Here is an 18222-nt window from a genome sequence, read left to right as displayed (position 1 = left end):
GGTTATCCCTTCACGGCGCCCGCGGTCAGGCCCGCGGCCATCTTGCGCTGGACGAGGAGGAACAGGACGACGATCGGCACGGCCATCATCGTGGAGCCGGCCATCATCGGGGCGTATTCGGTGCCGTGCTTGGTGGTGAAGTTGGCGAGCCAGACGGTCGCGGTCTGGTGCTCCTGGCTGAGCAGCATCAGGGCGTAGATGTACTCGTTCCAGGCCTGGATGAAGGCGTAGACCGAGGTGGCGACCAGGCCCGGGGCCAGCAGCGGGAAGACCACCCGGATGAAGGCACCGGTGCGGGAGCAGCCGTCGACCATCGCGGCCTCCTCCAGCTCCTTCGGGATGTTGACGATGAAGCCGCGCATGGTCCACACCGTGAACGGGAGGATGAAGGTCAGATAGGTGATGATCAGGCCGGTGAGCTTGTCGTACTGCCCCAGGTCGTTGAGGAGCAGGAAGACCGGGATGATCATCGCGACCAGCGGGACCATCTGGACCGCGAGGATGCCGACGATCACGATCCTGCGGCCGCGGAAGGCGAACCGCGAGATGGCCAGGGCGGCCAGCAGGCCGATGACCATGCCGATCACGACGACGGACAGGGAGACGATCAGGCTGCGGCCCACCGATCCCCAGAAGTCGCCGATGTCCAGGGCCCGGCGGAAGTTGGACAGGGTCAGACCCGTGGGCAGCAGGCTCGGGTCCGGGTCGATGGCGTCCTTCGCCGGCTTGAACGCCGTGTTCAGCATCCAGTAGACGGGGAAGCCGACGACGACGAAGACCAGGAGGCCGAGGAGGTTCCAGCCCAGACGGGGTCCCCTGCGGGCGGCTGCGGTGCTCATTCGACCTCTCCGATCTTCAGCATCTGGCGCATGTACACGGCGACGACACCGAGCAGGAGGAGCACGGTGAGCAGGGCGATCGCGGAGCCCTGTCCGTAGTCGTTGACCACGAAGGCGCGGTCGTAGGAGTAGGTGGTCAGCAGTTGGAACTCGGGCTCGGGGTGACCGCCGCGCATCACGAAGACCTGCGGGAAGACGCCCATGTCCCAGATCACCGAGAGGGTCGTGAGCATCACGATGATCGGCTTGAGGATGGGGAGCCTGACATAGCGGAAGACGCCCCAGGCGCCCGCGCCGTCGAGCCGGGCGGCCTCCTCCAGCTCCGCCGGGACCTGGGTCAGACCGGCACTCAGCGTGATGACCACGAAGGGCACCGCTCCCCAGACCACCAGGAGCATGATCACCGCGAGTCCCTCGGGGCCGCTGGCGAACCAGTTGTGGCCGATCAGCTCCACTCCGGGGATCTTGCTGAGCAGGGCGTTGAGGATGCCGTAGTCGGAGTCGAAGAGCCACTTGAAGAGCGTGGTGGCGACGATGACCGGCATGCCCCAGCTGGCCACCAGCACGATGTTGACCAGGGTCTTCACCCAGCCGGAGACCCGCTGCAACAGCAGGGCGATGAGCATGCCGACGACCATGGTGAAGCCCACGCAGCCGACCGCGAAGATGATCGTGCGCAGCACGACCTGCCAGAACTCGGTGTCGCCCAGGACGTCGGAGAAGTTCCCGAACCCGACCCACTCGGCAGACTTGAACCCCCACAGCTGGGACTGGCCGAACTCCTGGAAGGAGAGGGCGACCAGCCGGTAGAAGGGATAGCCGAGCACCAGCCCGAGAATCGCGAGACAGGGCGCGAGCAGCAGCCAGGGGACGGCGGGACCGCCCGAGCGCCGGTTCGCGCGTGGTCTGTGCCGGGAGTCCGGTGGAGGTGCCGGCACCTTGGCGGGTGTGGTCGTGTCAACGGCACTCATCGCGCTCCTAAGCAGGTCAAGAAACGTCAGGTGACGCGCCCCGTCAGGGGCGCGGGGAACTGCGCGACCAGCCACAACCCACCCGCAGCGGCCCCACAACCCAACGCGGCACTCTCTTTTTGGAACCCATCGACCGGACCTGACCCCCCGTCGGCCAGGCCCGGCCGCAGTCCGACTACTTGGTGTTGATGACCTTGTCGATCGCGGCGTCCGCGGTCTTGGCGGCCGCCTCGACCGTCTGCTTGCCCGTGCCGATGTTCTGCAGCATGGTCTGCAGGACCTGCGCCTTCTCGACCTGACCCCAGCCCGGTGCCATCGGGACGAACCAGTTGGACTCGGCCGCCTCGGCCGGCACCGCGGTCGCCGGGTCGTTCTTCAGCGTCGCGAGGTCGGTCTTGTTGTTGGGCAGGTTGCCCTTGGCCATCAGGCCCTTCTGACCGGAGGGACCGGTGAACGCGTTGATCCACTCGGCGGCCACCCCCTGCGCCTTGGACTTCACCGGGATGGCGAGGTCGGAGCCGCCCAGGAAGACCGGCATGTTCTTGCCGGACGGGCCGGGCATCACGAAGTTGACGAGGTTGTCCTTCAGCTTGCCGCCGGTCTTGTCGTTCTTCGGGTCGGCCGCGGTGGCGCCTTCCCACGCGGCGCCGAAGATCATGGCCGACTTGCCCTGGCCGTAGACGATGTACCGGTCGGACTCGTCCTTGGTCTTGTCACCGTGCATGTACTTGTCGATGACGTTCTTGAACTCGGTGAGGCCCTTGATGGACTCGGGCGAGGAGAGGTTGCCCTTCCACTGACCGCCGGACTCCGCGGCGATGGAGCCGCCTGCGTCGTAGACGAAGGACATGGCCGCGTACCAGTCGCGGGTGGGCTGGTACCAGGCGCTGAACTTGTCGCCTTCCTTCTTCTGGATCTTGTCCAGGTCGGCGGTCAGCTCGGTGTAGGTCTTCGGCGTGGTCTTGATGCCGGCCGACGCGGCGACGTCCTTGCGCCAGTTGGCGACGCGGCCACCGGCGTAGTACGGCACGCCGTAGGTCTTGCCGTCGTAGGTCACCGAGGCCTTGAGGCCGTCGAGCCACTGGTCGGCGTTGGTGAACTGGGAGGTCTCGACGGGGGCGAAGGCACCCTTGACCATGTAGCCGAGCATCTCGGTGTTGCCCATCTCGACCACGTCGGGAGCCTTGTCCGTGGCGAGGACGGCGTCCAGCTTCGTGTTCTTGTCCGGCCAGCCGTAGTACTCGTGCTTGATCTTGATGCCGGGGTGCTTCTTCTGCACGGCCGCGTCGGCGGCCTTCACCAGGTCGGGCCAGTTGTTCTGGGCGTCCACGGTGAGCCAGACGGTCAGCTCCTTGGCGTCCGTCCCCTGCGCCTTGTTGTCGTCCTTGCCATTGCCACACGCCGCGATGGAGAAGACCATGCCCGCGATACCAATCGCGGCTATCAGCTTGCGCTTCACGCCACCCTCCTCAGGGATGCCACAAACCCCCCTGCCTCCCCGCGCGAGCGTTGGGCCGGGACCTGGACCAATGGTGTAGACCAGTGCGGGAAGCTTGGCCCAGACCAGCAGGCCTGTCAAGGGAAGCCGAATGGCCTCCGACCAGCCGTTATGCGACCTATATATGCAGGAACCTTTAAGTAAGAAGCCCTCGAAAACCCGGGGCGCGGACGAGACAATTCCGGTAGACCACTCAGGTGGTGGACTAGACCAAAAGAGCCCCGCGGCGGTATACAGAGGGGATCACGCAGCGTGCTGGGGATATCCCGGTACGCTGCCGTGCCACGAAGTGGCCGGATCAGAGCCGGGAAGGCGGAGCATGAGCACCGACGTCAGCAGTGCGGAGAACGAGAGCGGGACAGCCATCCGTACCGCGCGCGTGCCCAAGTACTACCGCCTGAAGAAACACCTCCTCGAAATGACGGAGACACAGGCGCCCGGCACCCCGGTCCCGCCCGAGCGCACGCTGGCCGCCGAGTTCGACACCTCCCGCACCACCGTCCGCCAGGCCCTCCAGGAGCTGGTCGTCGAGGGCCGCCTGGAACGCATCCAGGGCAAGGGCACCTTTGTCGCGAAGCCGAAGGTCTCCCAGGCACTCCAGCTGACCTCGTACACCGAGGACATGCGCGCCCAGGGCCTGGAGCCGACCTCGCAGCTGCTGGACATCGGCTACATCACCGCCGACGACCGGCTCGCCGGCCTGCTCGACATCACCGCGGGCGGGCGGGTGCTGCGCATCGAGCGGCTGCGCATGGCCAACGGCGAGCCCATGGCCATAGAGACCACGCACCTGAGCGCCAAGCGCTTCCCGGCCCTGCGCCGCTCCCTGGTCAAGTACACGTCCCTCTACACCGCCCTCGCCGAGGTGTACGACGTCCATCTCGCCGAGGCCGAGGAGACCATCGAGACCTCGCTGGCCACCCCGCGCGAGGCCGGCCTGCTCGGCACCGACGTGGGCCTGCCGATGCTGATGCTCTCCCGGCACTCCCTGGACCGCGAGGGCCAGCCGGTGGAGTGGGTGCGCTCGGTGTACCGCGGCGACCGCTACAAGTTCGTGGCCCGCCTCAAGCGGCCTGTGGAATGAGGCCTGGCCGGATGTGAGGTCGGCCTGGGGTCCGGGGGCCGCGCGGCGGTAGCCGCATGTCGACAAGGTCCCGGCGGAACGCGGCGCGGCCCGCCTCGAGCGCCCGCGGGACCGACACGGCCCGCCCTTCACAGAATCGACGTACCGATAGCCGGACGGCTACTTCCGCTCCGGTGACGCCGTGACCTAGATTGCCTGCGCATTACACAGGCGAACGGTAAGGGGACGGAGCCGCGGTATGTCGGATGTACCTGAAGTGAGGCAGCCGGTGGTGACACCGATACGCGTGGTCATCGCCGTCTGTCTCGTCGCGCCCTTCGTGGCGATGCTGTGGGTGGGCTCCTACGCCAAGACGGACCCGACGTTCATCGGGATCCCGTTCTTCTACTGGTACCAGATGCTGTGGGTGCTGATATCCACCGCGCTCACCATGACCGCGTACCAGCTGTGGCAGCGCGACCAGCGCGCCCGCAAGGCCGACCACACGAGCGGGGGTGCGCAGCGGTGAAGGACGGTGTGAACGGCGTCGCGCTCGGCGTCTTCATCTTCTTCTTCCTGGCCGTCACGGCCATGGGTTTCCTGGCCGCGCGCTGGCGCAAGGCCGAGAACGAGCACTCCCTCGACGAATGGGGCCTGGGCGGCCGGTCGTTCGGCACCTGGGTCACCTGGTTCCTGCTCGGCGGCGACCTCTACACGGCGTACACCTTCGTGGCCGTACCGGCGGCGATCTACGCGGCGGGCGCGGCCGGCTTCTTCGCTGTGCCGTACACGATCCTCGTCTATCCGCTGATCTTCACGTTCCTGCCCCGCCTGTGGTCGGTCTCCCACAAGCACGGCTATGTGACGACCTCGGACTTCGTGCACGGACGCTTCGGCTCCAAGGGCCTCTCGCTCGCCGTCGCCCTGACCGGCATCCTGGCGACGATGCCCTACATCGCGCTCCAGCTCGTCGGCATCCAGGCCGTCCTCGACGTCATGGGCGTCGGCGGCGGCGACGGCACCAACTGGTTCGTGAAGGACCTCCCGCTCCTCATCGCCTTCGGCGTCCTGGCGGCGTACACCTACTCCTCCGGTCTCCGCGCGCCCGCGCTCATCGCGTTCGTGAAGGACGGGCTGATCTACCTCGTCATCGCGGTGGCGATCATCTACATCCCGATCAAGCTGGGCGGCTTCGACGACATCTTCGCCAAGGCCGGCCACGCGTTCGCCCAGGTCAACCCGGCCACCGGCAAACCACGCGGCGCCCTGGCACCACCCGAGGCCGGCCAGTGGACCTACGCCACCCTGGCCCTGGGCTCCGCGCTCGCCCTCTTCATGTACCCGCACTCGATCACCGCGACGCTCTCCTCCCGCAGCCGTGACGTGATCCGCCGCAACACCACGATCCTGCCGCTGTACTCCCTGATGCTGGGCCTGCTCGCGCTGCTCGGCTTCATGGCCATCGCGGCCGGCGTCAAGGTCACCAACGGCCAGCTGGCGATCCCCCAGCTGTTCGAGAACATGTTCCCGGACTGGTTCGCGGGCGTGGCCTTCGCGGCCATCGGCATCGGTGCCCTGGTCCCGGCGGCCATCATGTCCATCGCGGCCGCGAACCTCTTCACCCGCAACATCTACCGGGACTTCATCAAGCCGGACGCCACACCGAAGCAGGAGGCCCAGGTCTCCAAGATCGTGTCGCTGCTGGTGAAGGTCGGCGCGCTGGTCTTCGTCCTCACCATGGACAAGACGGTCGCCATCAACTTCCAGCTCCTGGGCGGCATCTGGATCCTCCAGACCTTCCCGGCCCTGGTCGGCGGCCTGTTCACCCGCTGGTTCCACCGCTGGGCCCTGCTGGCGGGCTGGGCGGTCGGCATGGTCTACGGCACGGCCGCGGCGTACGGCGTGGCCTCCCCCACCCAGAAGCACTTCGGCGGCTCGGCCAAGGAGATCCCGGGCATCGGCGAGATCGGCTACATCGGCCTGACGGCGTTCGTGATGAACGTGGTGGTGACGGTGGTCCTGACGTTCGTCCTGAAGGCGCTGAAGGCCCCGGAGGGCATCGACGAGACGAAGGCACGGGACTACACGGCGGACGCGGGCGACCCGGGCGTGGAGGCCGAACTCCCGCCGGCCGTCGCGGAAGGCGCCCACTAGAGCCCCGTCAGGGGCGCGGGACCGTATCAAGGTGCGGCTCCGCCGCGTGAGCGCGAGCAACCCCGCACGACCCGCAGCGGGCCGCCGAGAAATTCCACCCTCGGCGGCCCGCTGTCGTACACACTCACCCGCATGGACATCGTCATCCGGGAAGCGAAACCCACCGAGTACGACCCCCTCGGCGAGATAACCGCCCAGGCCTACCTCCAGGACGGTCTCCTCGACTACGGCGAGGGCGACGAGTACCTGCCCGTACTGAAGGACGTGGCGCACCGGGCGGCCGCCGCCGAGGTGCTCGTGGCCGTGCACGGCGAGAGACTCCTCGGCGGAGTCACCTTCGTCGCCGGCCCCGGCCCGATCGCCGACATCGCACGCCCCGGCGAGGCCGAGATCAGGGCGCTCGCGGTCGCGCACGAGGCCCGCGGCCGAGGTGCCGGCGAGGCCCTCGTCCGGGCCTGCGTCGACCGCGCGCGGGCCACGGCGGGCTGCACGGCCGTCGTCCTGTCGAGCCAGCGGAGCATGCACACCGCCCACCGGATCTACGAACGCCTCGGCTTCGTCCGCACACCCGAGCGGGACTGGAATCCCGTGCCGCACCTGGACGACATCACTCTCCTCACCTACGAACTGACACTCCGACACCACCGCGACACAACATGTGGGGGTGACACCGCGACCCGGCACTAGATGTATGCTCATGCTCGCTGTCGCCGCAGGGGAATCCGGTGCGAATCCGGAACTGTCCCGCAACGGTGTACTTGCGCACATCTGTGCACAAGCGTCAGTCCGAGGACCTGCCGACAGCCCGCCCGGCCGTCCGGCCCGGGTGTTCTGACGTCCGGGTCTCGTGGAGTGGGCCGGGGACGCGACACGCGTGCGCTCGTGTGCTGCCTCCTGCCCTCCGCCAGGCCCCGTGCCGAGCGAGGGAGAGCCCCACATGACCATCGCGCCAGCCGAACCGGCTTCAGCGACCATCCCTGTGGACGAGGACGGTCCCGGCGCCGCGTTGCTGCGGACCCTGACCGGGCTGACCGCCGACCTTCCCGACGCCGACCCCGGCCGGGTCGCCGCCGCCGCGCTGCGCGGCCGGTCCGCGCGGGCCGACGAGTCGGAGTTGCGCGAGCTGGCCACCGAGGCGGCCGCCGGTCTCATCTCCGAGGACCCCGCCTACTCCCGGCTCGCCGCCCGGCTGCTGACGATCTCGATCCGCGCCGAGGCCGCCTCGCAGGGCGTGACGTCCTTCACCGAGTCCGTCGCCGTCGGCCACCGCGAGGGCCTCATCGCCGACCGCACCGCCGGGTTCGCGCGCCTGCACGCGGCCCGCCTGGACGCCCTGGTCGACCCGGACGCCGACGACCGCTTCGGCTACTTCGGCCTGCGCACCCTGCACAGCCGTTACCTGCTCCGGCACCCGATCACCCGCAAGGTCATCGAGACCCCCCAGCACTTCATGCTCCGCGTCGCCGCGGGCCTGGCAGAGGACGACACCACTCGCGCCCTGGCCGAAGTCGCCGCGCTCTACGGGCTCATGAGCCGGCTCGACTACCTCCCCTCCTCCCCCACCCTCTTCAACTCCGGTACCCGGCACCCCCAGATGTCGTCCTGCTACCTCCTCGACTCCCCGAAGGACGAACTGGACTCCATCTACGACCGCTACCACCAGGTGGCCCGGCTCTCGAAGCACGCCGGCGGCATCGGTCTTTCGTACAGCCGGATCCGCTCGCGCGGGTCCCTCATCCGCGGCACCAACGGACACTCCAACGGCATCGTGCCGTTCCTGAAGACCCTGGACGCCTCGGTGGCCGCGGTGAACCAGGGCGGCCGGCGCAAGGGCGCGGCCGCGGTCTACCTGGAGACCTGGCACTCCGACATCGAGGAGTTCCTGGAGCTGCGCGACAACACCGGTGAGGACGCCCGGCGTACGCACAACCTGAACCTCGCGCACTGGGTCCCGGACGAGTTCATGCGCCGGGTGAACGCCGACGGGCAGTGGTCCCTGTTCTCCCCCGCCGACGTGCCGGAGCTGGTGGACCTGTGGGGCGACGAGTTCGACGCGGCCTACCGCAAGGCCGAGGCCGAGGGGCTCGCGCGCAAGACCATCCCGGCCCGTGACCTGTACGGCCGGATGATGCGCACCCTCGCGCAGACCGGCAACGGCTGGATGACCTTCAAAGACGCGGCGAACCGGACCGCGAACCAGACGGCCACCCCCGGCCATGTCGTCCACTCCTCCAACCTCTGCACGGAGATCCTGGAGGTCACGGACGACGGCGAGACGGCGGTCTGCAACCTGGGCTCCGTGAACCTCGGCGCGTTCGTCGACACGACGACCGGTGACATCGACTGGGAGCGGCTGGACGAGACCGTCCGCACCGCGGTCACCTTCCTCGACCGGGTCGTCGACATCAACTTCTACCCGACCGAGCAGGCGGGCCGCTCCAACGCCAAGTGGCGTCCCGTCGGCCTCGGTGCCATGGGTCTGCAGGACGTCTTCTTCAAGCTGCGGCTGCCCTTCGACTCCGCCGAGGCGAAGGCGCTCTCCACCCGGATCGCCGAGCGGATCATGCTCGCCGCGTACGAGGCCTCCGCCGACCTCGCCGAGCGCGGCGGCCCGCTGCCGGCCTGGGAGAAGACCCGTACCGCGCGAGGCGTGCTGCACCCCGACCACTACGGCGTCGAGTTCAGCTGGCCGGAGCGCTGGGCGGCGCTGCGCGCGCGGATCGCGACGACCGGCCTGCGCAACAGCCTGCTGCTGGCCATCGCGCCCACCGCCACCATCGCCTCGATCGCCGGTGTCTACGAGTGCATCGAGCCGCAGGTCTCGAACCTCTTCAAGCGCGAGACGCTGTCCGGTGAGTTCCTCCAGGTCAACTCCTACCTGGTGCGGGAGCTGAAGGACCTCGGCGTCTGGGACGCCCGCACCCGGGAGGCGCTGCGCGAGGCCAACGGCTCGGTGCAGGACTTCGCGTGGATCCCGGCGGACGTACGGGCGCTGTACCGCACGGCGTGGGAGATCCCACAGCGCGGTCTGATCGACATGGCCGCGGCCCGGACCCCGTACCTGGACCAGGCCCAGTCCCTGAACCTGTTCCTGGAGACGCCGACCATCGGCAAGCTCTCCTCGATGTACGCGTACGCCTGGAAGTCGGGCCTGAAGACGACGTACTACCTGCGCTCGCGCCCGGCGACCCGGATCGCCCGCGCCGCGCAGGCCCAAGCCACCGTTCCCGCCCAGCAGACGGCTCCCGAAGACGCGGTCGCCTGCTCCCTGGAAAACCCCGAGTCCTGCGAGGCCTGCCAGTAATGACATCCAAGAACCTGCTCGACCCGGGCTTCGAGCTGACTCTCCGCCCCATGCGCTACCCGGACTTCTACGAGCGCTACCGGGACGCCATCAAGAACACCTGGACCGTCGAGGAGGTCGACCTCCACTCGGACGTCGCCGACCTCGCCAAGCTCAGCCCCTCCGAGCAGCACCTGATCGGCCGGCTCGTCGCCTTCTTCGCGACCGGTGACTCGATCGTGGCGAACAACCTGGTGCTGACGCTGTACAAGCACATCAACTCCCCCGAGGCGCGCCTCTACCTGAGCCGCCAACTGTTCGAGGAGGCCGTGCACGTCCAGTTCTACCTGACCCTCCTGGACACCTACCTCCCCGACCCGGAGGACCGTACGGCCGCGTTCGCCGCGGTGGAGAACATCCCCTCCATCCGCGAGAAGGCCGGGTTCTGCTTCAAGTGGATGGACTCGGTGGAGAACCTGGACCGGCTGGAGTCCAAGGCCGACCGGCGCCGCTTCCTGCTCAACCTGATCTGCTTCGCCGCGTGCATCGAGGGCCTGTTCTTCTACGGCGCCTTCGCGTACGTCTACTGGTTCCGCAGCCGGGGTCTGCTGCACGGTCTCGCCACGGGCACCAACTGGGTGTTCCGTGACGAGACGATGCACATGAGCTTCGCGTTCGACGTGGTCGACACGGTCCGCAAGGAGGAGCCGGAGCTCTTCGACGGCGAGCTTCAGCAGCAGGTCACCGACATGCTGCGGGAGGCCGTCGAGGCGGAGCTGCAGTTCGCCCGTGACCTGTGCGGTGACGGCCTGCCCGGGATGAACACCGACTCGATGCGCCAGTACCTGGAGTGCGTCGCCGACCAGCGGCTCGGCCGCCTCGGCTTCGCTCCGGTGTACGGCTCGGAGAACCCGTTCTCCTTCATGGAGCTGCAGGGCGTTCAGGAGCTGACGAACTTCTTCGAGCGGCGTCCGTCCGCGTACCAGGTCGCGGTGGAGGGCACCGTGGACCTGGACGAAGACTTCTGAGTCCTCTGAGGCTCCCGCTCCCCACGGTCCTCATGGGCCTCCCTGATCTGCCGGTCGATGCGCCTGTCGCGCACGATGCCGAGCACGGACGGGAGGGCCATGAGGACCAGGATGCCGAGGACCAGGACCATTCCGACGAGACCTTCGATCTGGTTTCCGTTCATGGACACCACTCTCGCGCCGGACGCCCCTTACCGTGAGTGGCAGCACTGCCACACACCCTCGAATTACTGCCAGCGGTGAGGCACACTGGCAGCATGCTGAAGAACGTGGCGGCAGTGCTTCTGGACGGCGTGCACCCCTTCGAGCTGGGGGTGGTCTGCGAGGTCTTCGGCCTCGACCGCTCCGACGAGGGGCTGCCGGTGTACGACTTCGCGGTGGTCTCGGCGGAGGGGCCGGCGCTCGGCACCCATGTGCCGGGCCTGACGGTCTCCACGCCGTACGGCCTGGACCGGCTGGACGAGGCCGATCTGATCGCGGTGCCGGCTTCCGACGCCAACGTCGACCGGGACTACCCGCCCGAGCTGCTCGACGCGCTGCGCCGGTCGGTGGACCGGGGTGCCCGGGTGCTGAGCGTGTGTTCTGGCGTCTTCGTGCTTGGCGCGGCCGGACTGCTGGACGGGCGCCGGTGCGCCGTGCACTGGCGGCACGCCCGGCTGCTGGCCCGCCGTTTCCCGCGCACCCGGGTCGAGCCGGACGTGCTGTACGTCGACGAGGACCCGGTGATCACCTCGGCGGGCACCGCGGCCGGTATCGACGCCTGTCTGCACATCGTCCGCAAGGAGCAGGGTCCCGAGGTCGCCACGAAGATCGCCCGGCGCATGGTGGTGCCCCCGCACCGGGACGGCGGCCAGGCCCAGTACATCGAGCGCCCGCTGCCGGAGGGCCCGTGCGACACGGTCGGCGAGGTGCTGGCCTGGATGGCGGAGCATCTCGACGAGGAGGTCACCGTCGAACAGCTGGCCGCCCGCGCCCTGATGGCCCCGCGCACCTTCGCCCGCCGCTTCCAGCAGGAGACCGGCACCACGCCGTACCGCTGGATCCTGCGGCAACGGGTGCTGCTGGCCCAGGAGTTGCTGGAGGGGACCGACGAGACGATGGACGCCGTCGCGGGCCGCACCGGTTTCGGGACGGCGGCCGCGCTGCGGCACCAGTTCGTGAAGGAGCTGGGCACCACGCCGAACGCCTACCGGCGCGCGTTCCGGGGCCCGCAGGCCGCCTGAGCGCACGCCGGTATCAGGAGTCACCCGCCGGTCGGTCGGTCACCAGGGCACGGGCGTGAGCAGCAGCCGGTGCGGCCGCAGCGTGATGCCCACCCGGGTGGCGTCGTTGGACCCGGGGACCTGTTCGAAGCGGTACCTGGCGCACAACGCCGCTGTGATCAGGCTGAGTTGGGTCATGGAGAAGTGGTCGCTGGGGCACTTGCGGTTGCCGACGCTGAAGGGGCTCATGGCGTACTTCGGCACCTCCTGGGCCCGCTCCGGAAGCCAGCGGTCCGGGTCGAAGTCGAGGTGCGCGTCGTACGAGTCGGCGTCGCGCTGGATGGCATAGGGGCTGTAGACGATGTCGGCCCCCGCCGGAATGCGATAGCCGCCGAGCTCGGTGTCGGCCTTGGCGCGCCGCGTCAATATCCATACGGCGGGCCGCAAACGCATCGCCTCGACGACGACATTGTTGGTGTGCGTGAGCCGCCGAACGTGCTCGAATCCAACCGGTCGACCTGCTGTCACGGATTCGACCTCGGTCCGTACCCTCTCGGCGTGTTCCGGGTGTTCGGCGAGGACCTGGAGCAGCCACATGATCGTGGAAGCGACAGTTTCGCTGCCGGGGGTGAGTATCGCGACGACCTGGTCGTGGATCTCCTGTTCCCCGATGGGCTCGCCATTCTCGTCCTTCGCCGCCAGCAATGCTGTCAGCAAATCGTCCGGCTTTTGACCAGATGCCCGACGCTCGGCGACGATCTCGTCGACGAGGAGATGCAGATCGGCCAGCGCCCGGTTGAATTCGCGGTTGGCCGGCAGCGGCAGCCGGTACAGCGGGCCGAGGGGTACGACCATCCGCCGGTACATACCGCGGAAGACGCTCGCGAGGTCGACGCTCAGCCGCTCGGCGCGCTCGTCCATGTACTCGCCGCGCAGCAGGCAGCGGGCGGCGATGCGGACGGCGACGCGGAAGGACTCCGAGGTGCAGTCGACGGTGTCACCGGGCTGCCAGCGCTCGGTCAGCGCATGCGCCTCCTCCTCCATGATCGGCCCGTAGTCGGGGATCGCGGAGAGGTTGAACGCGGGCTGGATGGTGCGGCGCTGGCGGCGGTGGCGGGGACCGTTGGCGGTGGCCACGCCCTCCTTGCCGAGCAGTCCCTCCAGGGACTCCCAGAGCGGACCGGCGATGATGAAGTCGGGGTTCAGGGCGAGGGCCCCGGTGAGCGCCGGGGTGGTGACGGCGTACACCTCCTTGGGGCCGAGGCGCAGCCGCACCATGTCGCCGTGGGCGCGCAGCCGGGACATGAAGGCCAGCGGGTCGCGGACCAGCTGCCAGCCGTGGCCGAGTATCGGCACACCGCCCCCGGCCAGGGGCGGTTCACGCAGTTCACCGCGTTCGGAAGTCTCCGCGGTCGCGGGCTTCACGGACTCGACGGTCATTTCTCACCTGCCGCTTCGTTGTTGACGTACGGGGGCGTGGACCGGTCGTCCCAGCTGTCGACCATGTACCGGCCGGATTCGTGGTGGAACCAGTAGACGGAACTGAACCAGTTCCGCATATTGGCGACACAGGCCAGGACCGCGGCACCGAGTTCCTTTCCGTGCACGGTGCCGTCGTCGAGCTGTTCGGCGAATCGATGAGCGGTCCGCTCGGCGGTCAGGAATTCGCTGATGCATTCCTCGACGCGTCGCCTGACTTCTTCGACCGCCCGTTCCAGACTCATTCCCTCGTGGGTGACGAGACTGATTCCCAGATTGTGCACCTCATTGCCCGCTATTTCCTTGGGCAGCGAGCAGAGGTCGTTGTACCAGGCGGCGAATTCCTGGCTGAGCAGTGCCGGACGGCGGTACGCCGGATTCCTGCGCACGACGTCCGGGAGTTCGGTCCCGGCGCTCGGCTCGAGCAGATCCGTCCATATCCAGTGGGCGAAGGTGAGGCGCCGCAGGGCGAGGTATTCCTCGACCCCCGGAACATATCCGGAGGTGCGGTTGCGGTACTCACGGTCGTACGCCTCGATCACCTCGTGGAAGTGCCGGGCGAACCGCTGGTTCCAGGCCCCCGGCAGGAACGAGTACAACCGCGCGACACTGTCCGCGAAACCCGCGACCAGGGTGTCCGGGTGGTGCAGATGGTGCAGGGGGGCATCGAGGGCCGTGTGCAAACGGAACCTCAGCCGCCGCCAGTCGGCCGACCGGCCGTGCACCACGTCACGGTCGTGCCGGTCGTCCCAGACGAAGAACCACGCGCTGTAGTCGCATATCGCCTGGATCACCTCGTCGGACGCGCCCAGGTAGTACCCGGCCATGAGGTCGGTGTAGCAAAGACCGTCGGCATATTCCCGCACCTTGTCCGCCGGCATCAGCCGCCTTTCCAGCAGCCAGAGGCGGGTCTTCTCCTGGAGCTGTGGCCAATACGGATGCAGTTGCCGAGGAAACTCGGCCTCGATGACGGGCAGGGCGAGTTGTGGTGGAACCGCGATCGCCGTCGGCGTCGATGTGGTGCTGTGTGAGAAAGCGTGCACGAACAAACCCCTCTCAGCCGCCAGGTGCGCACACCCCTCCCGCTGTGCCGGGCGTGCGCCGTTGCGTATCCCCGCACTTCCATTCAGCACCACAACTGACCGGTCTGGGAACGGATTTGCTCCATTCACTACCCCGCCGTGCCGAGAATCTCCCCTTGTGTGACTGGTTATGGATCGCTACAGGGGCACAAGGGATCGAATGCACGACGGACAGGTGAGCGAGTCTGACCGAACATGACGAACGCCTGGCCGGGGCAGTCCCGACCAGGCGTCACAACTGCCCTTGTCCGTCTCAGTCGTTGGCGACCACGGGGTAGCGGGGCTCGTTCTCGGCCATCTGCCGCAGGGCGTCCTTGCGCTCACGCTTGGAGAGCCGGTCGATGTACAGGTACCCGTACAGGTGGTCGGTCTCGTGCTGCAAACACCGAGCGAAGTAGCCGGTGCCGCGCACCTTGATCGGGTTGCCCTGCTCGTCCTGCCCGGTGACCTCGGCGTAGTCGGGCCGGGCGAGCGGGGCGTAGGCGGTGGGCACCGACAGGCAGCCCTCGTTGCTGTCGTCCAGCCGCCGCTTGTCCGCCGGCAGGTCGACCAGCTTCGGGTTGCACACCACACCGACGTGCCGGGCGCCCTCGTCGTCCTGGCAGTCGTAGACGAAGACCTTCAGATCGACGCCGATCTGGTTGGCGGCGAGGCCGACGCCCTCGGCGGTCCGCTGGCTGGCGAACATGTCGGCGACCAGCTGCGCCAGCTCGTCCCCGAACTCGGTGACGTCCTTGCACTCCTTGTGCAGCACCGGGTTCCCGACGACGGTGATGGGCCGCGAGGTCCCCCGCGCACGCCAGGCGTTCTCGCGCTCCTCGGTCCCCTCGGAGTCGATGACGAACCCTTCGTCATCCACAGGGAGCACGCCCACGTGCTGCTGATCGGTGTCCTGCTGCGCCATGACCGACGTAAGCCTTCCTAGGTAAAACAAGGGTGATGTTGCTGATACAGGGTACGTGGATCCGCCCCGTCGGGGGCGCGGGGCTGTGTCTGATATGCGGCTGCCGCCGCGTGGGCGCGAGCAACCACGACGAGGCCGCGGCGGAACGACGGCCTCAGCAGACCTCTTCCAGATCCCGCCAGTCCCGGGAGTCGGGGCTGTCCGCGACCCACCCGTCCAGCAACCCCCTCACCAGCGCAGCCGGCGCAGCCACCCCGCACTCCCGCTCCGGCACCCACAGCTGCCCGTCCGTTCGATGCCCCAGCGGCCCCGGATGCCCCGGCTCACTGTGGTCGTGCGGATCCAGGTGCACCCCGTCGCCCTCGTCCGACGGCATCCGCGACTCGGAGCACATCCGGCACAGCAACCGCACCGACGAGGACCAGTCCTCCGCCGCGAACCCGGCATCCCCGGCCAGCTGCTCCAGCGCGTCCCGGTCCGCCTCCGTGGCCGCCTCCAGCAGCACCACCCAGGTCGGCACCGGCGACGGCGCCCACAGCTCGATCTCGTCGAAGACGGGGTACGCGTGCCCGGTCGCCGTGGTCCGCTCGCCGTGCGGCACGCCGTCGTGGAGCACGACCTCGCCCCAGCGCCGCCCGGACGACGGCAGCGGAATGGACTGCACCTCGATCCGGGCGGGGTCCAGCCGCCGCCCCCACACCACCTCGGCCTCCCCCTCCGGGGACAGCCGTACGGCGGCGCTGCCCAGGTCCATCCCGGCCGGCTCACCGGAGACGGTGGCGCCGCCGGGCACCCGCAGCCCGTACGCCTGCCAGGCACGCCGGGCCAGCGGCCAGTCCTGCAGCGCGGTCGCGGCGATGCCCACGTTCCACCAGTCCGGCGCCCCGGTCTCCCGGTCGAGGAGGGCCACCGCCCGCAGGCCGGCCGCCCGCGCCTGCTCCCAGTCGTGCCGGAACTTGTGCAGCAGGGCGAGGTTGAACCAGGACTCGGACAGCCAGGGTTCCAGGTCGGCGGCACGTGTCAGCAGTTCGCCCGCGTCCTCGTACCGGCCGTCGCCGATCAGCGTGAACGCGCGGTCGGTGGCCTGCCGCCAGGAGGCGGAGGGCCGGTGCCGTCCCTTGCCGAAGATCCTCACGATTCCCGCCTGCCAGTTCCATTTCCGCACAGTGGGCTGGCTTGTGCCCCCGGACACGCTCTCCCTCGCATCCAACCACGTACGACGGGAGGGCCGCTCATTACCCATGGGTTACCCAGCCGCGCGCAAGGTCAGACAGTCCCTGGAGAGCACGCGCGCCAGGCACTCCACGACCTCGGGAGCGTAGTCCCCAGCGGTGGCCAGCCGTAACTCCTCCAGCGCGGTCAAGGGCCCGCCGGGCCCGGAATCCCGGGCCTTCTCCTCGTACGCGTTGACGACCCGCACGATCCGGGCGGCGAGCGGCTGCTCCCGGTAGGGATCGGCCTGCCGCTCCACGACCACGGCGACCGCCGCGTCCACCCCGGTCTGCCGTACGACGGCACCGCCGAGCAGGGCTATCCGCCGCTGCTCCGCCGCCGGCAGCCCGGCGGTGGCCCCGGCGGGCACCGGGTCGACGAGACTGAGCTGGCCGATGTCGTGCATCAACGCCGCGTACTCCAGCACGGTGAGCTCCGCTCCTGACAGCCCCAGGTCACGCCCGACGGCCTGGCTCAGCGTGGCGACCCGGCGGGCGTGCCCGGCCGGGGTGTACCCCGCTATCTCGGTGGCACGGGCGAGGGAGGCGATGGTCTGCCGGTAGGTGGCCCGGACGGCCGCGTACCGGCGCAGGGACAGCTGGGTGAGGAGGAGGGGCAGACAGAAGACGGGCAGCGCCCAGAGGCCGACGACGGCGACGGCCAGCGCCATCACCGCGCCGGTGGCGCAGACGGCCGACCCGATGCCGAGCAGTCCGCGCAGTTCGTCCCGCAGCAGCGGCCCGAACGGCCATCCGGTGCGGGAGTGCGCCTGCGCGGCGGCGAGCACGGCGTCGCACAGCGCGGTGAGCACCAGCAGCGCGACCAGCAACAGCGCGTACGCCGGTCCGCCCCACTGCGCCAACACGCCTGTGCTGTAGAGGGGTTGGAAGCAGACGGCGGCGAAGCCGACGGTGAGCACCCGGCGGGCGAGGTGGTCGAGGGTGGGCCGGCGCCCGCCGGCTATGTGGGGCACGCTGCCGAGCAGCGAGGCCGCGCAGACGACGGTGACGACCTGAAAGGCCCCGTCGTGGGTGGCGGCCCCGCCGTCGGCGCCGAGCAGGGCGTAGGCGAGCCCCCCGGCGGCCGCGAGCGGAGCGGCCTCCCGGGCCTCGGCGCCGCTCCGCCGGCTTAGCTCCCCGACGGCGACGAGCCCCCCGAAGGCCAGCGCGATCCCCCGGTCGGCGAGCCCTTCCCAGAGCGTGCCGCCGAGACACCCGAGGCCGAGAATCAGCGCGGCGCCCCGGATGCCCCACAGAGCGGCGGGAGGACAGCCCCGAAACCCCACGGACACCCCGCCGAAGCCAACACCGCCACTCCGAAGACCGCCACCCCGAAACCCAACCGCCTCCCCAAGACCACGACCTCCACCACCACCCCCGGCCACCAAACCCGCCGAGCCACGACCTCCACCACCGACCCCAGCCCCCGAGCGGGGCCCCACACCACCAACCCCGGACAACGAACCTGCCGAGTCATGCGCCACCCCACCGGCCCCGGGCAATGAACC

The 18222-nt window shown here is 69.1% G+C and carries 16 protein-coding genes and 1 riboswitch; of the genes, 7 read left to right on the top strand and 9 right to left on the bottom strand.

Annotated elements, in window-relative coordinates; genetic code table 11:
• Positions 1–2: 2 nt before the first annotated feature.
• The 3 genes from AB0D59_RS25755 to AB0D59_RS25745 all read right to left on the bottom strand — a co-directional run bounded on the left by AB0D59_RS25755 (position 3) and on the right by AB0D59_RS25745 (position 3269).
• Positions 3–839, bottom strand: coding sequence for a carbohydrate ABC transporter permease (locus tag AB0D59_RS25755; RefSeq protein ID WP_362569673.1), 837 nt, complete (start codon positions 837–839; stop codon positions 3–5).
• Positions 836–1810 carry a sugar ABC transporter permease gene (locus tag AB0D59_RS25750; RefSeq protein WP_362569670.1) on the bottom strand — a complete coding sequence of 325 codons (975 nt, stop codon included), beginning with the start codon at positions 1808–1810 and terminating at the stop codon, positions 836–838. Before AB0D59_RS25750 ends, AB0D59_RS25755 begins: the two co-directional genes overlap by 4 nt.
• A gap of 175 nt (positions 1811–1985) precedes the next feature.
• The gene (locus AB0D59_RS25745) at positions 1986–3269 is read right to left on the bottom strand and encodes an extracellular solute-binding protein (protein WP_362569667.1); all 1284 of its coding nucleotides are present in this window, start codon (positions 3267–3269) and stop codon (positions 1986–1988) included.
• Between the two features lie 358 nt (positions 3270–3627).
• Here AB0D59_RS25745 and AB0D59_RS25740 point away from each other — a divergent pair, with 358 nt between their 5' ends.
• The 6 genes from AB0D59_RS25740 to AB0D59_RS25715 all read left to right on the top strand — a co-directional run bounded on the left by AB0D59_RS25740 (position 3628) and on the right by AB0D59_RS25715 (position 10836).
• A complete protein-coding gene (locus tag AB0D59_RS25740; RefSeq protein WP_362569664.1) occupies positions 3628–4392 on the top strand; it encodes a GntR family transcriptional regulator in 765 nt (254 codons plus the stop codon).
• Positions 4393–4630: 238 nt separating this feature from the next.
• Complete coding sequence (locus tag AB0D59_RS25735) at positions 4631–4900, top strand: DUF3311 domain-containing protein (RefSeq protein ID WP_362569661.1); 270 nt, start codon at positions 4631–4633, stop codon at positions 4898–4900.
• Complete coding sequence (mctP, locus tag AB0D59_RS25730) at positions 4897–6525, top strand: monocarboxylate uptake permease MctP (RefSeq protein ID WP_362569658.1); 1629 nt, start codon at positions 4897–4899, stop codon at positions 6523–6525. Before AB0D59_RS25735 ends, mctP begins: the two co-directional genes overlap by 4 nt.
• 132 nt (positions 6526–6657) lie before the next feature.
• Complete coding sequence (locus tag AB0D59_RS25725) at positions 6658–7212, top strand: GNAT family N-acetyltransferase (protein WP_362569655.1); 555 nt, start codon at positions 6658–6660, stop codon at positions 7210–7212.
• Positions 7213–7241: 29 nt separating this feature from the next.
• Positions 7242–7320: riboswitch (cobalamin riboswitch) on the top strand.
• A 142-nt stretch (positions 7321–7462) separates the two neighbouring features.
• The gene (locus AB0D59_RS25720; RefSeq protein ID WP_362569652.1) at positions 7463–9829 is read left to right on the top strand and encodes a ribonucleoside-diphosphate reductase subunit alpha; all 2367 of its coding nucleotides are present in this window, start codon (positions 7463–7465) and stop codon (positions 9827–9829) included.
• Positions 9829–10836, top strand: a complete 1008-nt coding sequence (locus tag AB0D59_RS25715) for a ribonucleotide-diphosphate reductase subunit beta (protein ID WP_362569649.1) — start codon at positions 9829–9831, stop codon at positions 10834–10836. Before AB0D59_RS25720 ends, AB0D59_RS25715 begins: the two co-directional genes overlap by 1 nt.
• Here AB0D59_RS25715 and AB0D59_RS25710 read toward each other — a convergent pair.
• The gene (locus AB0D59_RS25710; RefSeq protein WP_362569646.1) at positions 10749–11000 is read right to left on the bottom strand and encodes a hypothetical protein; all 252 of its coding nucleotides are present in this window, start codon (positions 10998–11000) and stop codon (positions 10749–10751) included. The genes AB0D59_RS25715 and AB0D59_RS25710 overlap by 88 nt on opposite strands.
• 93 nt (positions 11001–11093) lie before the next feature.
• Here AB0D59_RS25710 and AB0D59_RS25705 point away from each other — a divergent pair, with 93 nt between their 5' ends.
• Positions 11094–12059: a helix-turn-helix domain-containing protein gene (locus AB0D59_RS25705; RefSeq protein ID WP_362569643.1), complete on the top strand. Its 966-nt coding sequence runs from the start codon at positions 11094–11096 to the stop codon at positions 12057–12059.
• Between the two features lie 39 nt (positions 12060–12098).
• Here AB0D59_RS25705 and AB0D59_RS25700 read toward each other — a convergent pair whose 3' ends face one another.
• From AB0D59_RS25700 to AB0D59_RS25680, 5 genes are all read right to left on the bottom strand, one after another.
• Entirely contained in the window at positions 12099–13478 is a 1380-nt protein-coding gene (locus tag AB0D59_RS25700) for a cytochrome P450 (protein WP_362569640.1), read from the bottom strand.
• Positions 13475–14560, bottom strand: a complete 1086-nt coding sequence (gene cyc1, locus AB0D59_RS25695; RefSeq protein WP_362569637.1) for an epi-isozizaene synthase — start codon at positions 14558–14560, stop codon at positions 13475–13477. Before cyc1 ends, AB0D59_RS25700 begins: the two co-directional genes overlap by 4 nt.
• A 292-nt stretch (positions 14561–14852) precedes the next feature.
• Positions 14853–15503 (bottom strand): peptide deformylase, encoded by a 651-nt coding sequence (def, locus tag AB0D59_RS25690; RefSeq protein WP_362569634.1) that lies wholly within the window; start codon positions 15501–15503, stop codon positions 14853–14855.
• A 154-nt stretch (positions 15504–15657) separates the two neighbouring features.
• The gene (locus tag AB0D59_RS25685) at positions 15658–16638 is read right to left on the bottom strand and encodes a hypothetical protein (RefSeq protein ID WP_362569632.1); all 981 of its coding nucleotides are present in this window, start codon (positions 16636–16638) and stop codon (positions 15658–15660) included.
• A gap of 111 nt (positions 16639–16749) precedes the next feature.
• On the bottom strand, positions 16750–18006 hold the full coding sequence (locus AB0D59_RS25680) for an HD domain-containing protein (protein ID WP_362569629.1): 1257 nt from the start codon (positions 18004–18006) through the stop codon (positions 16750–16752).
• Positions 18007–18222 lie beyond the last annotated feature (216 nt).

It is taken from the genome of Streptomyces sp. NPDC048417 (assembly GCF_040651615.1).
Classification (GTDB): Bacteria; Actinomycetota; Actinomycetes; order Streptomycetales; family Streptomycetaceae; genus Streptomyces.
Note: the sequence above shows the minus strand (reverse complement) of the source record. Positions and strands in the feature narration are given on the sequence as shown.

Bases quoted from the DNA above. Each gene is read 5' to 3' on its own strand.
- AB0D59_RS25705 (WP_362569643.1), top strand. From the start codon at position 11,094: ATGCTGAAGAACGTGGCGGCAGTGCTTCTGGACGGCGTGCACCCCTTC.
- AB0D59_RS25740 (WP_362569664.1), top strand. From the start codon at position 3,628: ATGAGCACCGACGTCAGCAGTGCGGAGAACGAGAGCGGGACAGCCATC.
- AB0D59_RS25720 (WP_362569652.1), top strand. From the start codon at position 7,463: ATGACCATCGCGCCAGCCGAACCGGCTTCAGCGACCATCCCTGTGGAC.
- AB0D59_RS25715 (WP_362569649.1), top strand. From the start codon at position 9,829: ATGACATCCAAGAACCTGCTCGACCCGGGCTTCGAGCTGACTCTCCGC.
- AB0D59_RS25735 (WP_362569661.1), top strand. From the start codon at position 4,631: ATGTCGGATGTACCTGAAGTGAGGCAGCCGGTGGTGACACCGATACGC.
- AB0D59_RS25755 (WP_362569673.1), bottom strand. From the start codon at position 839: ATGAGCACCGCAGCCGCCCGCAGGGGACCCCGTCTGGGCTGGAACCTC.
- AB0D59_RS25750 (WP_362569670.1), bottom strand. From the start codon at position 1,810: ATGAGTGCCGTTGACACGACCACACCCGCCAAGGTGCCGGCACCTCCA.
- AB0D59_RS25710 (WP_362569646.1), bottom strand. From the start codon at position 11,000: ATGAACGGAAACCAGATCGAAGGTCTCGTCGGAATGGTCCTGGTCCTC.
- AB0D59_RS25725 (WP_362569655.1), top strand. From the start codon at position 6,658: ATGGACATCGTCATCCGGGAAGCGAAACCCACCGAGTACGACCCCCTC.
- def (WP_362569634.1), bottom strand. From the start codon at position 15,503: ATGGCGCAGCAGGACACCGATCAGCAGCACGTGGGCGTGCTCCCTGTG.
- AB0D59_RS25700 (WP_362569640.1), bottom strand. From the start codon at position 13,478: ATGACCGTCGAGTCCGTGAAGCCCGCGACCGCGGAGACTTCCGAACGC.